This is a genomic window from Amycolatopsis sp. A133, assembly GCF_031082405.1.
In the GTDB taxonomy this organism is placed as follows: domain Bacteria; phylum Actinomycetota; class Actinomycetes; order Mycobacteriales; family Pseudonocardiaceae; genus Amycolatopsis.
The window spans coordinates 90,451-109,552 of the sequence record NZ_JAVHJU010000041.1; the positions used below are offsets into that span (position 1 = coordinate 90,451).

Genomic DNA, 19,102 nt, shown 5'->3' on the forward strand with positions numbered 1-19,102 from the left:
ACCGGGAATGGCCGAATTGCGGCGGTATCGCACGGTGGTGTCCGACAGCGCGTTGTGGGCCGGTTTCCGGTTCCGCGCCGGAGACGTGGTGATCAGCACGCCACCGAAGTGCGGCACGACGTGGATGCAGATGCTGTGCGCGTTGCTGGTCTTCGACACGGCCGGCCTTCCCCGGCCCCTCACCGAGATCTCGCCTTGGCTGGACGCGACGACCTATGACACCGCCGCGATCCTGGCCGGGCTCGAAGCCCAGCAGCACCGGCGTTTTGTCAAAACGCACACCCCGCTCGACGGCTTGCCGTTCGAGGCGGGGGTGACCTACCTCTGCGTCGGCCGCGACCCGCGCGACGCGATGCTGTCGTTCGAGCACGCGACGGCCAACCTCGACCCCGAAGCCATCGCGTTGGGCGGCCTCGGCCCGCAAGTCGGCGCACCGCCCGCCGAAGACCCGCACGAGCGGTTCCGGGAGTGGGCGGACGCGGAGTTCACCCCCGAGTCGGCGTCGTTCGGGGTGAGCCTGGCCAACCTCGTCCACCACGTCCGGACGTTCCGGGAACACCGCGAATCGCCGCAGACCGCCCTGTTCCACTACGTGGACCTGAAAGCCGACCTGCCCGGCCAGCTGCGGCAGCTGGCCGCGGCGCTTTCGATCGACACCACCCAGCAGCGGCTCGACGAGCTCGCGGCCGCGGCGACGTTCGACCGCATGCGGAACCGGGCCGACGAACTGGCCCCCGGGGTCGACGCGAAGCTGTGGCGCAGCAACAAGGACTTTTTCCGCTCCGGGACCAGCGGTCAGTGGCGCGAGTTGCTTGACCCGGCCGCCGTCGACCACTACCACCGGCGGGTGGCCGGGCTCGCGCCGTCCGATCTCGCCGAGTGGCTTCACAAGGGCTGGTCGGGGACGCGCTGACGCCGACGAGGCCGGACAGCGAGTCCGAGATCGCCGGCTTCCCCCGATCTGTCACGGCTGGGGAATCCGGCCGCTCACCGCGGGCCCGCGGTGTGCACCAGTACGTCGAGGGTCGGCTGGAAGTCCGTCCAGCGCGACTCGTCGACCGACGCGTAGACCGCGTAGTCGTGGCCGTTCGCGCGCCAGTACCAGCCGAGTGCGTGCCGCTGGACGCCCGTCTTCGCGGTGAACCGGAACTCCCACACCACGTCGCCGTCGTTGTCCGTGGTGAGCTGGTCCAGGCGCACGCGTTCATAACCCTTGCGGATGGCCGGTGTGTTCTTCTCCAGCTGCTCCACCGCGTTCAGCAACGACAGCACCGGCGTGGGGCTGCCGCTGTACCGGATGATCGAGCCGGAGCCGTCCGGGGCGTCGGCCTCGTCCGTCGTCGCGAACGCGCCCGGCTGCACCGACCAGCCGGCCGGGATGCTGACCGACACGCCCGCCGGGCCGGTCACCCGCCGGTAGCCGTCGGGTACCGCGCCCGATGAGGTAGCCGTGACCGATGAGGTGGCCGTGACCGACGGGGACGTCGCCGGCGTGGGCGTCTCCGTGAGGGCGTACGTGGGCGCGTAAGTCGGGACGTAGGTGGAGTAGGCGCCCGCGCCGCTCCCGGCACCCAGCGCCTGGCTGCCGGCGCCGGACGGCGGTGCCGGTTCGTAGGTCACCGCGGACACCACGATGACCGCGGTCACCACAGCGAACGCCGCCACCCCGGCGCCGATCACGACCTTCACCCGGCCGGGGTTCTTCGCCCCGCCGGCGGCGAGCGGCGGCTCCCCGGCCGCCTCGGGCGGGATCACCGCGATCGGTTCCGTCGGCGGGCCGTCGGCCGGGAAACCCGCGGATTCCGGTGCGTCGGCGGGAGCCCGCGCCGGACCCCACAGCGAACCGCGCGCGGCCGGCTCGTTCCCGGGGGCGTCGAAAACCGGAGATCCGTTCACTTCGGGCACCTTTCACGTCGGCGGGCTGCGCCGTGAGCGTTTCTCAATCGAGACTTCCGGGGCGCGCCATCACCCGACACAATCGCATCCGGTTCGTGTTCTGTTTCGGCCCGGCGCCTGCCGGTTCCGAAAACGCCGCGATGACGAGGAATGACGATCATGCCGGCTTCCTGCCTTTCCTGTGGAACACCGTTCAGTACGACGGACACCGATTGCCCGGCCTGCGGCGGCCGCCCGGTCGCCACCGGCCGGGTCGCGGCCGGGACGGAACCGCCGGCCCGCGTTCCCGGCCGCCTCGCGACCGGGACGGTGGTCCGGTCCGCCACCGTCCGTCAGGAACCCGTCATGGACCGGAGGTATCTGTGGGCGACGCGGATCGGGGCGGCGTTCACCACCGCGGCGCTCACCGTCGCCGTGCTCGCGCACGCGCCGATCGGGCCGTTGCTGGCCGTCTGCTGCGCCGCCGCCGTGGTGCTCCCGCTGCTCGGCGCCGGCCTGTGGGCGACGCTGCCCGCGGCCGCCCGCGAGCCGGGAAAACCCTGGTGGCCCTGGGTTTTGCCGCTGCAGGAGCGTGCGCGGTCGCGGACGGTGGACGTCGCCGACCTCGTGCTCAAGGACGTGACGGGCGCGGAACACACCTGCGTCGTGACCGGGCGGCTGGTCCCCGCCCCACCCGAGCCGGGCACCGTCGTCGAGGCCTACGGACGGCGTGACCGGGCCGGCCGGCCGGCCGTGCGGCAGCTGGTGCTCACCGGTACCGGCCGCGTCCTGCGGCCCCGGGTGCCCGCGCCGGCCCGGCTCACGCCGGTCGTCGCGGGCGCCACCGCCGCGGTCTGGTTCGCGGCCGCGGCCGCCTTGCTCGTCCTGGTGGCCGGCTGATCCCTTGGGCCATCCGGGTGACGCTGGAGCCGGCCGTAATAGACGTCGATCGCGCGACGACTAGGGACAGGAATACCTCACCCCAGGGAGCCGGCACGGTGCCGAAACCATTGATCACCCGGCAGAACGGGATGCTTTCCCGATCGCCGCGCACCACGAACAGCACAGCGACGTCCGGCGGCAGGCTGAAATCGGACCGTCGATCCGAGAACTACCTCCGCGCGGTTCGCGCGCTCGACGCATCGGGAAGTCTCAGCGCGGTGGAGATCGACGAGTTCGTCGACGGAGTGCGCCGGGAATTCGCCGACAAATACCACACGATTCCGTTCGGGATCGTGGCCCGGTGCTTTCTCGGCGAGCCGTTCGAGGTGCACACCCTGGCGCTGGACGGCTCGATCATCGAGCACTACCGCCGCGGGCAGGCGCTGCCCGCGGCCCTCGAACGCGCCCGCGCCCTCGCCGGGTCACCGGCCTACCTGGCCGTCGAGGTCTACCCGGACCGGCTCGTCTGCGTGCGCGCGGACGGCTCGGTCGTGCTCCTGGAAGGTGAATCGTGAACGAGGTTCTCATCTCCCGTCAGCTCAGCCAGGTCGACCGGGCGGTCAGCCGGCTCGCGGCCTCGCAGGACGCACTGCACGAAAAGCAGGCCGTGCTCCAGCAGTCGATCGTCCACGTCGCCGACGCCCAGGACCGGACCCGGGGCGAGCTGCTGGGCCTGCGCGCGGAGTTCACCGAGTTCCTGCGCCGCGACGAGCTCCGGCACAACGTGCAGGTCGCCCACACCGAGATCGTCCAGGTGCGGCAGGAGCTCGAGACGAACTTCGGGCACTTCGCCGAGGTGCGCCGGCTGGCGACCGGCACGCTGCAGGCCCTGGACGTCGGGATCGTCACGCACGGCACGATGCGGCAGCTGTCCGAAGAGCTGATGCTGGTGACCCCGCGGTACTGGCTCGCCCCCGCGCTGGTGGCCGTCGCCGCGTGGATCCGCGACGACCCGGACCTGGCGCAGAAGGCCCTGGTCGAGACGACCCGCCGGGACAACGACAAAGCCGCCCTCTTCTTCGCGCTCGTCCTGCGCCGGCACCGGCGCAACGAGGCCACCGCACGGTGGCTGCGCCAGTACACCGCGCGCCAGGACCCGACCGGGCTGTCCCGCGAGTTCACCGTGATCCTCGACGCGGTCAGCACCGGCGCGTTCGGGCACGAATCGAAGCACCTGGTGATGCGCCAGCTCGGCGAGTGGTACGAGCGGCTCGCCGACGACCGCGGGATCGTCGACCGGCAGGTGGACCGGTGGGCCCGCCTGCTCGACGCCGACCGGCGGCCGGTCGACCCGCGCTACACCGTGCTCCCGGCCATCAGTCCCACCTGGCCGGACCTCAAGGAGCTCTACGAAGGGGCGACCGTGCACCGCACGGCGGAGGAGCGCTTCCGGGCCCTGTTCACCGGCGAGCTGCCGCAGAGCGAAGACCTGCGCAACCGCGTCGACGAGATCCTCGACGGGCTCGTCACCGGCTACGACGTCGAAGAAGCGCCGCTGCGGCGCAAGGAACACGAGCTGCAGGAGATCGTCAAGGCCGACGGCGACAAGGCGAAAGCGGCGACGGCGGTCCGGACGGCCGCGCCGCTGCACGAGGAGAAGGTCGACTTCCTCACCCTGCTCAGCAACGCGGCGGTCGGCGACCCGCGCGCCGGCACTTCGCCGGGCACCCGGCGGTTCGCGGTGGCACTGGCGAAGGACTGGATCGTCGAGGGCGCCGGCCGGCTGGAAGCGGCCAACATCGCCGCGCAGCCCGCGTCCGTCGCGTTCGAGCTCGAGGGCTGGTCGGCGCGGATCGACCGGACCACCGGGGAAGCGGACCTCGTCGCGGGCCTGGCGGCGCACATCGACGCCGAAACCGAAGCCGCGGTCGCGAAGGTGCGGTTCACCGGCCCGCCGCTGGCCTCCGCGATCACCGCCGGGATGGTGCTGCTGCTGGCGCTGTGGGCGGGGCTGGCGCACAACCCCGGGCTCGCGGTGTTCTTCCTGCTCGCCACGGCCGGCCTCGCCGGCTGGTCCGCCTACCAGGCCCGCGCGCTCCCGGCCCGCCGTCAGGAACTGCGGCGCCAGGGCGAGCAACGCCGGGCCGTCGCGGTCGCGCAGCTGCGGGGCGGCATCGCCGAGCTGGTGGACCTGCGGGCCGAGTGGGAGCGCGAGCTCGCGCTCGCCGCGGACCTGCGGACGTACCTGAACCGGTTGAACAGCACGGCGTTCGCGGCCCCGGCGCCCGGCGCGAAGCGAGGAGCGTGAAATGCCGAGAGCGATGACCGGTGGCCCGGAAGTCCCCGGGCGTCCCGGAGAGCCGCAGCCCAAGCACGTCCTGAAGGACGACGAAGTCGCGTTGGAGCTGCCCGGCTGGGACCTGCTGCCGCCCGCCGAGTTCCTCCACCGCCGCCCCCGGAAGTGACGGCGTGCACCGGACACCCGGACCGTACGCCGCGTGGGTGAGCTGGCTTTCCGCCTTCGGCCGGGGCGAGGACCTGCCGTCGGGCCACCTGCCGCCGATCGACGCCGAGCTCGGGCCGCAGATGACCGAACGGCTGGCCCGCCACGTCGCGGACGCGTTCCACGACCGCCTGCGCCGGTGGCAGGAGGCTTTCTCGCGCGAGCAGCAGCTGCTGCTCGCCCGCCCGGAGCGCGCGGTGACGGTGCTCGCGGTGGTCCTCGCGGACGCGCGGAAACGGCTCGGCCCGCTGGTCGCGTTCACCGTCCACCCCGGACTTCCGGACGAGCTGCGCACCAGCGTCGCCGACGCGCTCCGGGAGACGATCTCGTCGGCGCAGCGGAGTCTCGAAGACTCCGTGCGGGACGCGCCGGCCCCGCTGCGCAACGCCGTCCGGCAGAACAGCCTCGAACCCGCACTGACCCGGACGGCGGCGCCGTCGCCCACCGGACCGGCGCGCGGTCGCCGGGTCATCCTCGACTAGGGAGAACGAGCTCATGCCCAACGGGGCGGAGACGAAAGCACGCATCGAGTCCTACCTGCTGGCCCGCATCCCGTTCGTGTCCGTCCGCACGGTCGAACGCGGCCGCGCGCTGGAGATGCTCGGCGAGCTGGCCCGGGAGAAGCAGCTCGACATCGTCGTGCACACGCTCAGCCAGGGGCTGCGGGACCTCAAGAACCGGCAGGTGCTCTCCGACGACAAGTCGCTGCTCGGCGCGCTCGACCTGGCGGGCGAATGGTTCCAGGCGCGGGCGAACCAGACCGTCGTGTTCACCGACGTGCAGCACCTCGGCGACGACAACGACATCTCACGGCGGTTCGTCGACCTCGCCCAGCTGGCCGAGGAACACGGCGGGTGCATCATGGTGATCACCGCCGACCCGACCTGGAACGCCCTGCAGCGGATGGGGATGGCGGTCACGCTCGACCTGCCCGACGTGGACGAGATGCGCGCGGAGATCGAGGACTTCCTGCACCAGTACGCGGGCGAAATCCGGATCGAGTGGGGTCCCGCCGAGTGCGAGGAGGCCGCGTCCATCCTCACCGGCGTCACGAAGATCGAAGCGCTGAACATCCTCGCCACGTTCGTGGTGCGGAAGTCCATCACCAAGGCGGAGCTGGTCGAGCTGGGCCGGGCCAAGGATTCGATCTTCAGCGAGCTGGCCGGCATCGAGCGGGTGCCGGTGCGCGCCGGGGACCACCTCGTCGGCGGGCTGGCCGGGCTGCGGCGGTGGCTGGACCGCAAGCGCCCGCTGCTCACCATGGACCTGCGCGACCGCGGGATGCGGCCGCCCCGCGGGGTGCTGCTGGTCGGCGTCCCGGGCTGCGGGAAGTCCCTGTCGGCCAAGGCCATCGCGAGTGACTGGCAGCTCCCGCTGTACCGGCTGGACATCGCTTCGGTGCTGGGCAACTACGTCGGTCAGTCGGAGAGCCGGTTCCGCGAGGCGCTCGCCACGGCCGACGCCGTCGCGCCGTGCGTGCTCTGGATCGACGAGATCGAGAAGGGGCTGGCCGGCTCGGGCACGGACAGCACCGGCGTAACGACCCGGCTGGTCGGCCAGTTCCTGTACTGGCTGCAGGAATCCCCGGCCCGGGTATTCGTGGTCGCGACCGCGAACGACGTCCGGGCGCTGCCGCAGGAGCTGCTGCGCAGCGGCCGGTTCGACGACATGTTCTTCGTCGACCTGCCCGACGCCGAAGAGCGGCGGGAGATCATCCAGATCTACCTGCGCAAGTACCTGCGCGTGCCGGTGCCGGACGACGTCGTCGAGGAGCTCGTGCGGCTCAGCGACGGGTTCGCCGGCTCCGACGTCGAGGCGGCCGTCAAGGAGATCGGCTACGAGGCGATCGCCGCCGCCGACGACCGGGACGTGCCGGTCGAGTTCTACCGCGACGCCTTCCGCAACATCGTGCCGCTGGTGCGCTCGGCGCCGGAGCGCATCGACGAGGTCCGGCAGCTTCGCGACCGGGCCATCCCGGCGTCGGGGAAGGTGCGGGACTCGGCCGAGAAGGCCGCTTCGCGCCGCGTGGTGCTCGGCTGACGCTCACGCCGTGTCCTCCCGGCCCGGCAACCGGGTCCGGATGGGCTACGCCGGAGCGCTGAACAGGACGCTCAGCAGATCCGCGGCGGCGGCCCTGGTGAACGCGGACAGCGGGTAGTAGTCGCCGATGGCCGGGAGGAACGCCAAGGGGATCTCGTCGGGCGAGCGGCCCGGGAGGACGACCGGGAGCAGCTTCTTCGTCCACCGGTCCGGGTAGCGGTGCAGGAGGTCGGCCAGCCGGCTGTATTCCGACCGGATGCCGCGGTGGCGCGTCTCGTCGGTGAGCTCGCCGTCGCCCACGGCGCGGTAGGCCGGCGACGCCACGACGATCACGTAGTCGGTGCGCAGGATCTGGGTCGTGGTCCACCGGTCCCAGTTGCGGCGGCGGTCCAAGCCGTCCTGGTCGACGCGCACGTCCACCCCTTCGGCGACCAGCAGCCGGCACAACCGCACGACGGCTTCCTTGTGCGCCGCGGACTCCTGTGCGTACGAGACGAACACGCGGGGCGCGCTGCCGTCCGCCGTCGTGGCCGGGACCTCCGGTTCCGGTGCTCCCGGGAGCCGGACGGTGAACGCGTCCGGACGGCCACTCGCGCGGAGGCCGGGCTCGGCGTCCGCCGCCCGCTGGTAGGCCCCTCCGGCCAGCACCGGCAGCTCGGTCCGGTCCGGCGGGGTCAGCAGGACGAGCCACGCGGTGTGGGTTCCCGCGGGCACGGCACCGGAATGCCGCCACCGCACCCGCGAACTCCCCAGCCCGAAGCAGTCCACGTGCGGCCGGACCGCGGGAAGCGCGACGTTGGCTTCGCTCGCGTCGGCCGCCCAGGGGGACCGCCCGGCCGTGGGGCGGACGAAGTTCAGCTGCCCGGTCAGCTCGTAGCTGCGCGCGGGCTCGGCCGCCGCGACCGCGCGGGGGATCGCGTCGACCACCATCACCTCGGCGGCGTCGAAGGCGAACTCCACCTCCGCCCAGGCCGGGGGCGCCACCTCCGCGGGCACGTCGAATTCGTAGTTCACGCGGACGAGGTAGGCGGCGTGCCCGGCGAAGCCGCCCGGCAGCGGGTCGATCCGGTGCAGCTGCCAGCCGGAGAACCGGATCAGGCCGATCGCGATGCCGTCCGGCGCCGAATCGATCGATTTCGCGACGCCGTCGGGGAACAGCGGGACACTGCCCGCCACTCGATCATCCGGTGACAAAACCACGGAGTCCTCCCTCGGGCCGGCGAGCGCCGGCTTCTTCGACGGCGCAGTCGTTCCGGAGCGCACCGGCACGGTGAGAGTCGCTCCGGACGCCGATTTGTTTCACCTGGATCAGGACGGACAGGTCGCGGCCGCCGGTCCGGGTGTCCGGGTCTCCACCGACGACCGGATGTGTCGATTCTTTCGATTATTCGATTTCTTCGATCGCCGATCTCACCTGCAAAAAGATCCTCTTCGCCGTGAGGATTGACGGCCGGTATCAACCATGTTGGAATATGTCCCCCAATGGGCATGAGAGGTATCATCATGACTTCGAGAGCAGTGAAACTCTTCCTTGCCGTTGCGCTGGGCGCCGCCGTGAGTTTGCCCGGGGTGGAGGCCGGCGCCACGAGCCGGCTCAATGCGTCGCAGGTCGTGGCCGACATGGGAGCCGGGTGGAATCTGGGGAACCAGCTCGAAGCCAACGCCAACGGGGTTCCCAGCGAAACCGCTTGGGGTCTGCCTGCCGTCACCCAGGGCCTGATCGACAGGGTCAAGGCCGCCGGGTTCAAAACCGTCCGGATTCCCGTCTCCTACCTGAACCACATCGGCGCCGGGCCGAACTACCCGGTCAACGCGGCCTGGCTGAACCGGATCCAGCAAGTCGTCGACTACGCCTACAAGCGCGGTCTGTACGTGCTGGTCAACATGCACGGTGACGGCTACAAGACCATCACCGGCTCCTGGCTGATCTGCGACGCGGCCGACCAGGCGACGATCAAGGCCAAGTACCAGAAGGTCTGGCAGCAGGTCGCGGCCCGGTTCGCCGGCTACGATCAGCACCTCGTGCTGGAGTCCATGAACGAGGAGTTCGACGGGCAGTACGGCAACCCGACGCAGCCGTGCTATTCGAACATCAACGCCTACAACCAGATCTTCGTCGACACCGTGCGCAAGACCGGCGGGAACAACAGTTCGCGCTGGCTGCTCGTCCCGGGCTGGAACACCAATATCGATTACACCGCGGGCAATTACGGCTTCACATTGCCGACCGACCAGTTCCGCTCCTCGTCCATTCCCGCGAGCGAAAAACGGATCATGATTTCCGTGCACTACTACAGCCCGTGGGACTTCGCCGGCGAGGAAAACGGGAACATCACGCAGTGGGGCCGGAGTGCCACCAATCCGGCGAAGAAGTCGACCTGGGGTCAGGAAGACTACCTGGACGCCCAGCTGAAACTGATGCGCGACACCTTCGTCACGAAGGGCTATCCGGTCGTCGTCGGCGAATACGGGTCCATCGACAAGTCCTCGTTCGATTCGTCGAACAACCGGTACCGCGCCGACTTCGCACGGGCCATCGTGGCCACCGCCAAGAAGTACGGTGCCGCCACCGTCTACTGGGACAACGGCGCCAACGGCCAATTCGGCTTCGGCCTGTTCGACCGGCGGACCTACGCGGTGACGCACCAGGGCATCATCGACGCCATCATGGGCGGCCTCGCCGGTCGATGACCGACGGCGGCCAGTCCCCCGGCCGGGGGACCCTCGCCCCGCGGGCCGGGAAGGCAGAAGTGTGGGCAGACGCGCCGAGGGGGGAGGAGGCGCGCCTGCCCACGGGTGTGACGCTAGCGGAGTGTCCGGTGGTTCGCCGATCGAACCACCGGACGGGCCGTCAGCTGCAGGTCTTCCCGTTCACCGCGAAGGCCGCCGGACGCGGGTTGCTGCCCGTGTAGCTGCCGTTGAAACCGATCGAAACCGACTTGCCCGGGGCGAGCGACGCGTTCCACGGCATCGCCGTGGCCGTGACGTCCGCGCCGGACTGCGCCCACGTCGCCGACCAGCCCTGGGTCACCTTCTGGGTGCCCGGGAAGGCGAACTTCAGCGCCCACGTCGACCACGCCGCGGTCCCGGTGTTGGTCAGCGTCACGTAGGCCGTGAAGCCACCGGTCCAGCTGGTCGCCGTGTAGGCCACCGAGCAGCCGCCCGCCGAGGTGTCCGGCAGCGTCGTGAACTGCGTGGACGCCGAGTCCGGACCCGTGAGGCCGGCGCCGTTGCGGGCCACCACGACCAGGGTGTACGCGGTCGACGGCGTGAGCCCCGTCAGGGTCGCGCTCGTTCCGGTGACGGTCGCGAGGACCTTCCGGGCCGAGCCGGTCACGCTGACGACGTCGTAGTCCTTGATGCCGCTCTCCGCGTCCGCGGACGCCGTCCAGGTCACCGTCGCCCCGGTGCCCGACACCGACGAGACGGCGGGCCGGCCCGCCGCGGCCGGCGCGGTCGTGTCCACGGCGGACGGCGACTTCTCCGCCGTCCAGTTCGCCAGCCAGGCCAGCGCCGAGTTCCAGTTGATGGCGACCTCGTTCACCGAGTACGCCTGGATGTCGTCGACGAAGCAGCGCTGGGGTGCGCAGCCGGTGAGCAGCCGGGCCGCGGTCGGGTCCTGGAGGCCGCTGTTGGGCCCGCCGGAGAGCGCCCCGGGCGGGGCGGTCGGCAGCGACGGGTCCAGCTGGTGCGCCCAGAACCGGTGGTGCACGTTCTGCACCGCCTGGTCGCCGTGGCCGGAGACGTAGGAGTAGTTCGCGGGGTTGCGGCCCAGCAGGTAGTCCATGGCCTGGAACGCGCCGTCGCGGTACTTGTCCAGCTTGGTGAAGTCGTACGCGAGGGCGAGCACGACGCCGTTGTTGGCCACCAGGCCGTTGGATCCCCACTCGTACGTGCCGTCGGCCGTGCGGTAGGGCGCGGGGTAGCCCATGGCCGCCATCTGGGCGAGGTGGCTGTCGGCGGTCGTGGTGATCGCGGTCTTGATCGCCGCGACGTCGGCCGCCGGCAGGTCGGTGGGCACCAGGGCGAGCGTGATGTCCCCGAGCGCGCCCGTGGAGCCCCAGTCGAAGCCGTGGGTGTTGAAGCTCGCGCCGCGGTAGAGCGAGGAGCCCGTGACGTCGGTACGGTACGCGCTCTTCGCGGTCGTCGCGAACAGCTCCGCGGCCGCCCAGTAGAACTCGTCGGTCACGGTGTTGTCGCTGTAGGTGCCGCCGCCGGTGCCGTCGTTCGGGTCGGCGAGCACGTTGGGGTTGGCCTTCGCTGCCGCGTACGCCTTCTCGGCCGCGGCAAGCAGCTTCGCCGAGTACGCCGGGTCGATGGTCCGCCACAGCCGCGACGCCTGGGCCGCGACCGCGGCCATGTTCAGCGTGGCCGCCGTGCTCGGCGGCGAGAGCCGGCGCGGCTGGCTGTCCTGCTCGGGCCGGGTGGGCAGGCTGGTCCACTGCGCGTCGTGGATCTTGTGGTGCACCATGCCCGCGTTCGGCTTGCCGTCCGGCACCTGCATGGAGAGCAGGAAGTCGACTTCCCAGCGGGCTTCGTCGAGGATGTCGGGCACGCCGTTGGCCCGCTCCGGGATGGCCAGCTTGCCGTCACCCAGCGCACTCGCATCGCCGAGCTTCAGCGCGCGCTCGTACTCGTCGAGCAGTTCCCAGGTCGCGATGCCGCCGTTGACGACGTACTTGCCGTGGTCGCCCGCGTCGTACCAGCCGCCGCGCACGTCGAGGGTGTACCCGCAGTTGAGGTCCGAGCGGCACGGCACGTTGTTGTCGCCCTGGTTCGGCGCGACGTTGACGTGGCCCGCCGGGCGCGCGTAGGTGGCCCCGACGTACTGGGCGTCGATCGCGATCCCGCTGCGCTGGTGGTAGAAGAAGGCCAGCGAGTCGTAACGCAGTTTCTTGAGCCCGTCCGCGGCGATGTCGAACGGGAAGCTGGTTTCGGAGCCGACGGCCAGCGTGTACCCGGTGCCCGCGGTGTCGTAGGCGGAGAAGTCGATGTCGTGGACGCTTTCGCCGGAGGGGGCGTCGGCGCCGCGCGGCCGGGTCTGGCCGGTGGTCACCGCGGTGCCGGCGGAGTTGCGCAACGTCCACGTCACCGGGGTCGCCGAGCTGCTGATCACCGTGGCGTGCTTGGGCAGGCCGGGCACGTAGCTTTCCTGGTTCACCCGGATGCCGCTCGTCGGCGGCAGGCCGCCGGGCGGGATCACGCCGCCGATCAGGGAGATGTTGTCCAGGCAGATCGTGTTGTCCGCGGCCTGGCCGCCGAACCAGAAGGCCAGCTGGCCGTTGCCCGCGTTCGGGAAGTCCAAAGTGGACGTAAAGGTGACGGTGAAGTGCTGGGTCGTCTGGGTGACCGTCAGGTCGTTGCGCGAAATCTGCCGGTAGGGCGACACGGCCTCGCCCGCGACAGCGGAGATCTGCTGCGGGGTCGTCGCGTGCGCGTCGAACGTCAACGTGTACTGCTGACCGGTCTCGAAGGGGACGCCGTTCTGGCCGGCGAGCGCGTCGTAGCCGTTGGCCGTGCCCCCGGTGACGTCGGTGCAGAACTCCCCGCCGGTGACGCGGCCGGTGGTACCGGACCCGGCCCACCAGGGGTCGAGCGTGCCGCCGGCGAACGTGCCGTTGAGCAGCCGTTCGTAGTCCGCGGCGGACGCGGGCACGGAACCCGCCGTCAGCCCGAGCGCCGTCACGGCCAGCAACACCACACCGGTCCGGAATCTCCTTGCCCGCATTCGCCACTCCTCGTCGTCGAGCCAGGCGTAAGTGGGAGCGCTCCCAGAGAGGGGACTGTAATCATTCCGGCGCACCTTTGGCAATGAGCCGGTCCCCCATGCCGCCGGACCGAAAGTTTCGGAAAGTTTCACGAAGACGAATCTGTGAGACAGTTGACTCACAGCGCCGCGCGTGCCACGATGCCGTTCTACGAGACATGTGTCTCACAGAGGCGCGGCCCGAGGAGATCTTCGTTGTCCACTGGAACCTGGTTGCTCGGCTACGGCATGCTGTCGGCTTACTGCCTGGCCGGCTGCCTGATGGAGCACTTCGCCGTCTTCTCCGGATGGGCGGCGGTCGGCACCGGCGAGTTCCGGGCCGTCCAGACGAGCCAGGGCCACGGCAGCGGAATCGTCTACGTGGTCCCGAAGGTCCTGCTGACCGGCTTGGTGATCGTCATGCTCGCCACCGCTCCGGCCGCGATTCCCGCCTGGCCACTGTGGGGTGGCTTGGCGGCCTTGAGCGCGTCCTGGCTGTCGTTCGCCGTGATCCAGCTGCCGATCCAGCTGAACATCCGGGAAACCGCCGACCGCGCGGCCATCGCGCGGTTGCTGCGCACGGACTGGATCCGGGTCGCCGCGATGGCCGCGCACTTCGCTTTTGGTGTCACCGCCATCGCCGGGGCGGCCTAGCTCCGCCAGGTTCCCACGCTGTCCACGAGCCGCTCGATGAACGCGTCGGACGACGGGCGCCGCTGGGCCGTGGCGCGGTAGACGATCGGGCCCACCAGCATGGCCGTCAAATCGGCCGGTTCGGCGTCCGTGGTCAGCTCGCCGGCCGCGACCGCCGATTCCACAGCGGCCCGGAGGCGATCCGTGATCGTCCGGACCGACTCGTCCTGCCGGTGTGCCGCCTCGGGGTCCGACAGCGCCGACTGGGCCAGCGTCAGCGAAACCGCGGCGACGGAGGGGATCGCGAGCTCGTCGGCCATCCGCCGCAGCTGGCGGCACAGCCACGGGTGCAGCGGTGCTTCCGGGTCCTTGAACAGCGGCAGGTCCGCGCCGCCCATGGCGTCGAGCAGCAGCTGGTCGGCTCGTGGCCAGTGCCGGTACACCGTCGCCCGGCCGACTCCGGCCTCCTCCGCGACCCGCCGGTGGGTGACGGCGTCGAGCCCTTCCTCCGCCAGCAACCGCCGCGCCGCGGCGATCATCGCCTCCCGGCTCCGCGCCGCCCGCGGGTCGGTCGAATAGCTCACCGTCGCATCGTACGAGGCGCATCCCCTTCGGCGGGCACGCCGGCGCAACTCACCTGACCGAGGGACACGGCGGCGGTAACGCGAGCGCAGTAACGGAGCGATAACGAGGGCACGGACCGCACGCCCGACAGCAGGAGAACTCACGCGTGGAAACACAGTGCCGAGGCCCCATCGACGTGACCCGGGTCGCCGGGTTCGACACCGGCACCGCCGACCCCGACGACCTTCGCCGCGCCGTTGCGGCGTCGCCCGGCTACGCCCGCGCCGCCGCCGAACAGCGGGCGGCCGTGCTGGACATCGTGCTGCGGGTGGGTACCACGCCCGTCCCGGAGCCGCGACGCCGGCGCGGGGTCGTCGGCAGGCTGCTCGGCCGCCGGTAGCCGCGGACTTCCCCGGCACAGCACAAAGCCGCGACCGACGGGTCGGTCGCGGCTTTCGTTTGCGCCGGGTGGGACCGGCATTCCCAGGTCCGGTGGCCGGTCCCACCCGTGCCGGCGTCACACTGGGTCGCTGCGTGCCCGGGACGGGGAACCGGAGTGTGCAGCTCGCTCCCTGTTCCGGGCACGCCGGACGACGTCACGTGCAGCGCCGGAGTCCGCGCCCCGGCCGGCTTCCGCACACACAACGGGCGGCCGTGGCGCGGGGACTCAGTGGCCCTGGCTCGTGCCGCCGTCGGCGACGCCACCCGACGCGCAGTTCTCCGGGGACTCGCCGCTGGCCTCGTGCTCGCCCGGCGACAGGATCGGCACGCCGATGCCGTTGAGCGAGTCGTGGATCGGGACCTGCACGCCGAGGACGTTGATGTCGTTCTCGCACACGCCGACCACGGCGTTGACGTTGTGCAGCAGGTCGGTGTTGTTCAGGTTGAGCAGGCCGAGCTGACCGGTGTGGCCATCGTGGTGGTCGTGGTCGCCCGGCGTACCGGCGACCGCGACGCCACCGGCCAGGAAAGCGCCGGCCGCCATGGCAGCCGTGACGAATCCAACCTTCTTCAGCATTTGTTCTCCTCGATTAGGCGGTGCATCGGCCGGGACGGTGGCGAGGTGTGTGTTCTCCCGTCCCGCGTGAGGGAAACGTACTGGTCCACCGGGGTGAATTCCACCTCACACCACCATCGGGTGCGCACTCCAGGCCCTTGACCGCGCATGGATTGGCCCGATCGGGTCGGACAGGTTTACCGCGGGAAAATCTTTTCGACGCCGGGCGAGCGGATTCGCACACCCGTTCAGGCCACAACCACCCGGAGAACAGCGACGCGAACGAGGCGGAGACCGTAGGCTGACGGCACGGAAACTCGTTCCTCTGACCCCAGGAGCGGGTATCCGACCGGGGAACCGGCGAGGTGTGGACCCTCAGCCGAGCCCGCAGCCGGGCGACGCACAACCTCGCCGGTTCCCCGCCGCTATTCCTCCACGCGACGCCACTCCCCCACGAGACCGCACAACACCGCGCGGACGGCGCGCTCGGCGTCCTCATCGGACAGTCCCGGTTCGGCCTCGCTGCCCGCGGCCACGACGACCGTGGCGACGTCGCGGAGCTTGACGTTGCTCTGCTGCGACACGGCGACCAGCACGCCGAACGCCTCCGCGGCCGTGCAGCCGCGAAGGAGCATCACCATGCCCTTGGCCTGGTCGATCACCGGCCGGGACGACAGCGCCTCGCGCAACTGCGCGTTCTCGGCCGCCGGGTCGGCCTCACCGGCGGCGCAGCGGCCACGGTCGTGCTCCACTCGTCCTGGCTTTCTCCCGGCAGCGAAAAGCCGCCGCACGGAAAAAGCATCCGCGCGACGGCTTCCCACCGGGTCGATCAGTGGCCCTGCGCGGTCCCGCCGTCCGCGATGCTGCCGCTGGCGCAGTTGGACGGCGTCGAGCCCTCGGCCTCGTGCGCCCCCGGCGACAGGATCGGGACGTCGATGCCCTCGGCGACGTCGTGCAGCGGGACCTGCACCCCGAGCACGTTGATGTTGTTGTCGCAGACGGCGCCGACCACGTTCACGTTGTGCAGGGCGTCGAGGCTCTGCACGTTGGCCAGGCCGAACTGCTCGCTGTGGTCGGCGGGGACGGAGAAGTCGGCCGCGGAGGCCGCGCCGCCGAACGCCGCCAGGCCGGCCGCCAGTGCGGTCGTGACGAATCCGAGCTGCTTGATCACGAGAAAAAACTCCTCAAATGCCCACCCCTGAACAGGGCGGTACTCACGGCGCAGCCAGATGGTGCGCCATTGCGGTTGCGGGAAATCTTTTGCTTTTCCGCCGGGGCGGAAAACTCAGTGGCCCTGGTCGGTGCCGCCGTCGGCGAGACCGCTGGAGGCGCAGTTGTACGGCGACTCACCCTCGGCCTCGCTCGCGCCCGGCGACAGGATCGGCACGCCGATGCCGTTGAGCGAGTCGTGGATCGGCACCTGCACGCCGAGCACGTTGATGTCGTTGCCACACAGCCCGACGGCGGCGTTGACGTTGTGCAGCACGTCGGTGTTGTTCAGGTTCACCAGGCCGACCTGGCCGGTGTGGTCGTAGCTGTAGTGGCCGTGGTGGTGACCGTCTTCATCGTCGTGCGTGCCGGCAGCGGCGATTCCGCCGGTGACGAACGCCCCGGCCGCCATGGTGGCGGCGACGAAGCCGATTTTCTTCAGCATGGGTTCTCCCTCGATACGACAATTGCCACGGCGGCATTCAAGGCGTCGTTCCGCCTTGGTGGGAAAAACGTACTGATGGCCCGTTGGTCGTTCCACTCGATTCACCGATCGTGTGGGGCCCGCGACCCGCTGACCGGGCTTCCTGTAGCCCGAACGGGTGGATCATCAGACTCCGGGCGCATCGCTCCGGAAGGCACCCGGGGGCATCACCGAACGATTATCACCCATCGTGGTGCCCAGGTCCAGACACTTCGGCGCGTCACGCTTTGGGGTTGCTTCGTCCCGGCAATTCCACTTCGGAGCGTGATGATTTCCCGAACGGCATCCTTCGAAAGTGAAGCCGCTTCGGCGTTCCTACGCTTTGCCGCGGACACCCGGTAGGCGGTGCGGGACGTGAGGAGTCGTTCGTGGTGGATTACGCGGTGCTCGTGGCGTCCGCGGTGCTGTACGCGGTGGGGATCGTCGCGCAGAGCGTCGCCGCCCGGCGGGCCGGGAACCGGCCGGGGGCGGGACTGGGCCTGCTGGCCCGGCTGGCCGCCGATCGCCTGTACCTGCTGGGTTTCGCCGGCCAGGTGGGCGGCTTCGCGCTCGCGTTCTTCGCGCGTGCGTCCCTGCCGCTGTACCTGGTCCAGACCGCGTCTTCGTCGGCCATCGGGCTGGCGACCGCGTTCGGGGTGCTCGTACTGGGGTGGCGGATCCGCACCGCGGAGGCGATGACGCTGGTGCTGCTGGCTTCCGGGCTCGTCGTGCTGGCCGGGTCCTCGTCGGCCTCGGTCGCGTCGGACCTCCCGCCGGCCGGGGTCGCCGCCTTGGCGCTGGTGGTGCTGGCGATCGGGCTGGCCATGATCCCCGCCGGCCGGCGGGGGACGTTCCTGCCCGCCGCGGTCCTGTCCGGGGTCGCGTTCGCCGTCGTGGCGGTCGCGAGCCGCACGCTCGCCCACCTCGATCTCGCGGCCCTGCCGGGAAATCCGCTGACCTGGCTGATGCTGGTGGCCGCCGTGCTCGGTCAGGCGTCGATGGCGGCCGCGCTGCAGCGCGGGCCGGCGGCCGCGGTCGTGGCCACCGCCGACGCGACCACGATCGTGCTCGCGTCGGTGACCGGCATCGCCGTCCTCGGCGACCACGTCGTCGGCGGCCACGGGCCGTGGGTCGCGCTCGGGCTCACCGTGGTCGTGTGCGGTGTCCTGCTGCTCGGCGTGCAGTCGCGCGCGGGCACGGCCGCCCTCGCGGGAGAAGCCGCGTGAGCCCGCGGCCGCTCGCGAGCGTCTCGGTCGACCTCGACAACCTCTGGGCCTACCTCAAGACCCACGGCGATCCCGCGTGGCGGGACCGGCCCAGTTTCCTGCCGTCCGCGGTGCCGCGGCTGCTGGAGATCCTCGGCGAACACGGCCTCACGACGACGGTCTTCGTCGTGGGCGCCGACGTCGTCCGCGAAGACGGCGCCAAGGCGGTCGCCGAGATCGCCGCGGCGGGCCACGAGGTGGGCAACCACTCCTTCGGCCACGAACCCTGGCTGCACCGCTACTCCCGCGACCGGCTCGAGGACGAGCTGAGCCGCACCGAAGACGCGATCGCCGCCGCGGGTGCCCCGCGGCCGGGCGGGTTCCGCGGTCCCGGCTACAGCGTCACGCGCGATCTGGTCGAACTGCTCGCCGAACGCGGTTACGCCTACGACGCCAGCACCCTGCCGACGTGGATCGGTCCGCTGGCCCGCGCCTACCACAACCGCACCGCGAGGACCTCGGAAGAGGGCGTCGGCGAGCTGTTCGGCGGCTTTTCCCGGGTGCTGGCGCCGGTGCACGCCTACCGCTGGCGAACGGGCGCAGGCAGCGCGCTGGTCGAGCTCCCGGTGACGACGATGCCGCTGCTGCGCACGCCGATCCACGGCTCGTACCTCCTGCAGCTGCACGAGATCTCGCCGCGGCTGGCCCGGGCGTACTTCCGGACGGCGCTGCGGCTCTGCCTCGTCCGTGGGGTCTCCCCTTCGCTGCTGCTGCACCCCACCGACGTCCTCGGCGCCGCCGACGCCCCCGGGATGGAGTTCTTCCCCGGCATGGCCGCACCGGGCGGGCGGAAGGCGGCCTGGCTCGGCTGGGTGCTTTCCGCGCTGCGCGAGCACTTCGACGTCGTCGGCACCGGGGAGTACGTCCGCCGGACGGCCGTGCGCCGCACCCGGCCGGTGACCAGGTTGGACGCCGGGCGGTGACT

20 protein-coding genes are annotated in these 19,102 nt (G+C 71.0%); 12 read left to right on the forward strand and 8 right to left on the reverse strand.

The genetic code is table 11. The features are described from left to right. Positions 1-7 precede the first annotated feature (7 nt). On the forward strand, positions 8-913 hold the full coding sequence (locus tag Q5425_RS26475; protein ID WP_308675011.1) for a sulfotransferase domain-containing protein: 906 nt from the start codon (positions 8-10) through the stop codon (positions 911-913). A 74-nt stretch (positions 914-987) separates the two neighbouring features. On the opposite strand, the gene Q5425_RS26480 is transcribed toward Q5425_RS26475, so the two are convergent. After that, on the reverse strand, positions 988-1,896 hold the full coding sequence (locus Q5425_RS26480; protein ID WP_308675012.1) for a hypothetical protein: 909 nt from the start codon (positions 1,894-1,896) through the stop codon (positions 988-990). 345 nt (positions 1,897-2,241) lie between these two features. Here Q5425_RS26480 and Q5425_RS26485 point away from each other — a divergent pair, with 345 nt between their 5' ends. From Q5425_RS26485 to Q5425_RS26510, 6 genes are all read left to right on the forward strand, one after another. After that, positions 2,242-2,775, forward strand: coding sequence for a hypothetical protein (locus Q5425_RS26485; protein WP_308675013.1), 534 nt, complete (start codon positions 2,242-2,244; stop codon positions 2,773-2,775). 98 nt (positions 2,776-2,873) lie between these two features. Further along, positions 2,874-3,332 carry a hypothetical protein gene (locus tag Q5425_RS26490; RefSeq protein WP_308675014.1) on the forward strand — a complete coding sequence of 153 codons (459 nt, stop codon included), beginning with the start codon at positions 2,874-2,876 and terminating at the stop codon, positions 3,330-3,332. Then, positions 3,329-5,065, forward strand: coding sequence for a hypothetical protein (locus Q5425_RS26495; protein WP_308675015.1), 1,737 nt, complete (start codon positions 3,329-3,331; stop codon positions 5,063-5,065). The genes Q5425_RS26490 and Q5425_RS26495 overlap by 4 nt, the downstream gene beginning before the upstream one ends. 1 nt (position 5,066) lies before the next feature. After that, positions 5,067-5,222: a hypothetical protein gene (locus tag Q5425_RS26500; RefSeq protein ID WP_308675016.1), complete on the forward strand. Its 156-nt coding sequence runs from the start codon at positions 5,067-5,069 to the stop codon at positions 5,220-5,222. 37 nt (positions 5,223-5,259) lie between these two features. Beyond that, entirely contained in the window at positions 5,260-5,742 is a 483-nt protein-coding gene (locus tag Q5425_RS26505) for a hypothetical protein (RefSeq protein ID WP_308675017.1), read from the forward strand. A 13-nt stretch (positions 5,743-5,755) separates the two neighbouring features. Further along, positions 5,756-7,300 carry an AAA family ATPase gene (locus Q5425_RS26510; protein WP_308675018.1) on the forward strand — a complete coding sequence of 515 codons (1,545 nt, stop codon included), beginning with the start codon at positions 5,756-5,758 and terminating at the stop codon, positions 7,298-7,300. A 45-nt stretch (positions 7,301-7,345) separates the two neighbouring features. Here the strand turns inward: Q5425_RS26510 and Q5425_RS26515 are convergent, their stop codons facing one another. Continuing rightward, positions 7,346-8,500, reverse strand: coding sequence for a toll/interleukin-1 receptor domain-containing protein (locus Q5425_RS26515; protein WP_308675019.1), 1,155 nt, complete (start codon positions 8,498-8,500; stop codon positions 7,346-7,348). A 243-nt stretch (positions 8,501-8,743) separates the two neighbouring features. Here Q5425_RS26515 and Q5425_RS26520 point away from each other — a divergent pair, with 243 nt between their 5' ends. Further along, positions 8,744-9,991, forward strand: a complete 1,248-nt coding sequence (locus tag Q5425_RS26520) for a glycoside hydrolase family 5 protein (protein WP_308675020.1) — start codon at positions 8,744-8,746, stop codon at positions 9,989-9,991. A 160-nt stretch (positions 9,992-10,151) separates the two neighbouring features. Here Q5425_RS26520 and Q5425_RS26525 read toward each other — a convergent pair whose 3' ends face one another. Next, entirely contained in the window at positions 10,152-13,028 is a 2,877-nt protein-coding gene (locus Q5425_RS26525) for a glycoside hydrolase family 9 protein (RefSeq protein ID WP_308675021.1), read from the reverse strand. A gap of 234 nt (positions 13,029-13,262) precedes the next feature. Between Q5425_RS26525 and Q5425_RS26530 the strand changes: the two genes are divergently transcribed. Then, on the forward strand, positions 13,263-13,700 hold the full coding sequence (locus Q5425_RS26530; RefSeq protein ID WP_308675022.1) for a hypothetical protein: 438 nt from the start codon (positions 13,263-13,265) through the stop codon (positions 13,698-13,700). On the opposite strand, the gene Q5425_RS26535 is transcribed toward Q5425_RS26530, so the two are convergent. Further along, positions 13,697-14,263, reverse strand: coding sequence for a TetR/AcrR family transcriptional regulator (locus Q5425_RS26535; RefSeq protein ID WP_308675023.1), 567 nt, complete (start codon positions 14,261-14,263; stop codon positions 13,697-13,699). The two genes, Q5425_RS26530 and Q5425_RS26535, sit on opposite strands and share 4 nt — an antisense overlap. Positions 14,264-14,439: 176 nt before the next feature. Between Q5425_RS26535 and Q5425_RS26540 the strand changes: the two genes are divergently transcribed. Beyond that, positions 14,440-14,643 (forward strand): hypothetical protein, encoded by a 204-nt coding sequence (locus Q5425_RS26540; protein ID WP_308675024.1) that lies wholly within the window; start codon positions 14,440-14,442, stop codon positions 14,641-14,643. A gap of 267 nt (positions 14,644-14,910) precedes the next feature. On the opposite strand, the gene Q5425_RS26545 is transcribed toward Q5425_RS26540, so the two are convergent. From Q5425_RS26545 to Q5425_RS26560, 4 genes are all read right to left on the reverse strand, one after another. Then, positions 14,911-15,261 carry a hypothetical protein gene (locus Q5425_RS26545; protein WP_308675025.1) on the reverse strand — a complete coding sequence of 117 codons (351 nt, stop codon included), beginning with the start codon at positions 15,259-15,261 and terminating at the stop codon, positions 14,911-14,913. 404 nt (positions 15,262-15,665) lie between these two features. Next, positions 15,666-15,992, reverse strand: coding sequence for an ANTAR domain-containing protein (locus Q5425_RS26550; RefSeq protein WP_308675026.1), 327 nt, complete (start codon positions 15,990-15,992; stop codon positions 15,666-15,668). 77 nt (positions 15,993-16,069) lie between these two features. Next, positions 16,070-16,411, reverse strand: a complete 342-nt coding sequence (locus tag Q5425_RS26555) for a hypothetical protein (RefSeq protein ID WP_308675027.1) — start codon at positions 16,409-16,411, stop codon at positions 16,070-16,072. Between the two features lie 114 nt (positions 16,412-16,525). Then, entirely contained in the window at positions 16,526-16,894 is a 369-nt protein-coding gene (locus Q5425_RS26560) for a hypothetical protein (RefSeq protein WP_308675028.1), read from the reverse strand. A 407-nt stretch (positions 16,895-17,301) separates the two neighbouring features. Between Q5425_RS26560 and Q5425_RS26565 the strand changes: the two genes are divergently transcribed. Then, the gene (locus tag Q5425_RS26565) at positions 17,302-18,138 is read left to right on the forward strand and encodes a hypothetical protein (RefSeq protein ID WP_308675029.1); all 837 of its coding nucleotides are present in this window, start codon (positions 17,302-17,304) and stop codon (positions 18,136-18,138) included. Next, positions 18,135-19,100, forward strand: coding sequence for a polysaccharide deacetylase family protein (locus Q5425_RS26570; RefSeq protein ID WP_308675030.1), 966 nt, complete (start codon positions 18,135-18,137; stop codon positions 19,098-19,100). Before Q5425_RS26565 ends, Q5425_RS26570 begins: the two co-directional genes overlap by 4 nt. Positions 19,101-19,102 lie beyond the last annotated feature (2 nt).

Bases quoted from the DNA above. Each gene is read 5' to 3' on its own strand.
- Q5425_RS26500 (WP_308675016.1), top strand. From the start codon at position 5,067: ATGCCGAGAGCGATGACCGGTGGCCCGGAAGTCCCCGGGCGTCCCGGA.
- Q5425_RS26545 (WP_308675025.1), bottom strand. From the start codon at position 15,261: ATGCTGAAGAAGGTTGGATTCGTCACGGCTGCCATGGCGGCCGGCGCT.
- Q5425_RS26560 (WP_308675028.1), bottom strand. From the start codon at position 16,894: ATGCTGAAGAAAATCGGCTTCGTCGCCGCCACCATGGCGGCCGGGGCG.
- Q5425_RS26525 (WP_308675021.1), bottom strand. From the start codon at position 13,028: ATGCGGGCAAGGAGATTCCGGACCGGTGTGGTGTTGCTGGCCGTGACG.
- Q5425_RS26485 (WP_308675013.1), top strand. From the start codon at position 2,242: ATGGACCGGAGGTATCTGTGGGCGACGCGGATCGGGGCGGCGTTCACC.
- Q5425_RS26475 (WP_308675011.1), top strand. From the start codon at position 8: ATGGCCGAATTGCGGCGGTATCGCACGGTGGTGTCCGACAGCGCGTTG.
- Q5425_RS26510 (WP_308675018.1), top strand. From the start codon at position 5,756: ATGCCCAACGGGGCGGAGACGAAAGCACGCATCGAGTCCTACCTGCTG.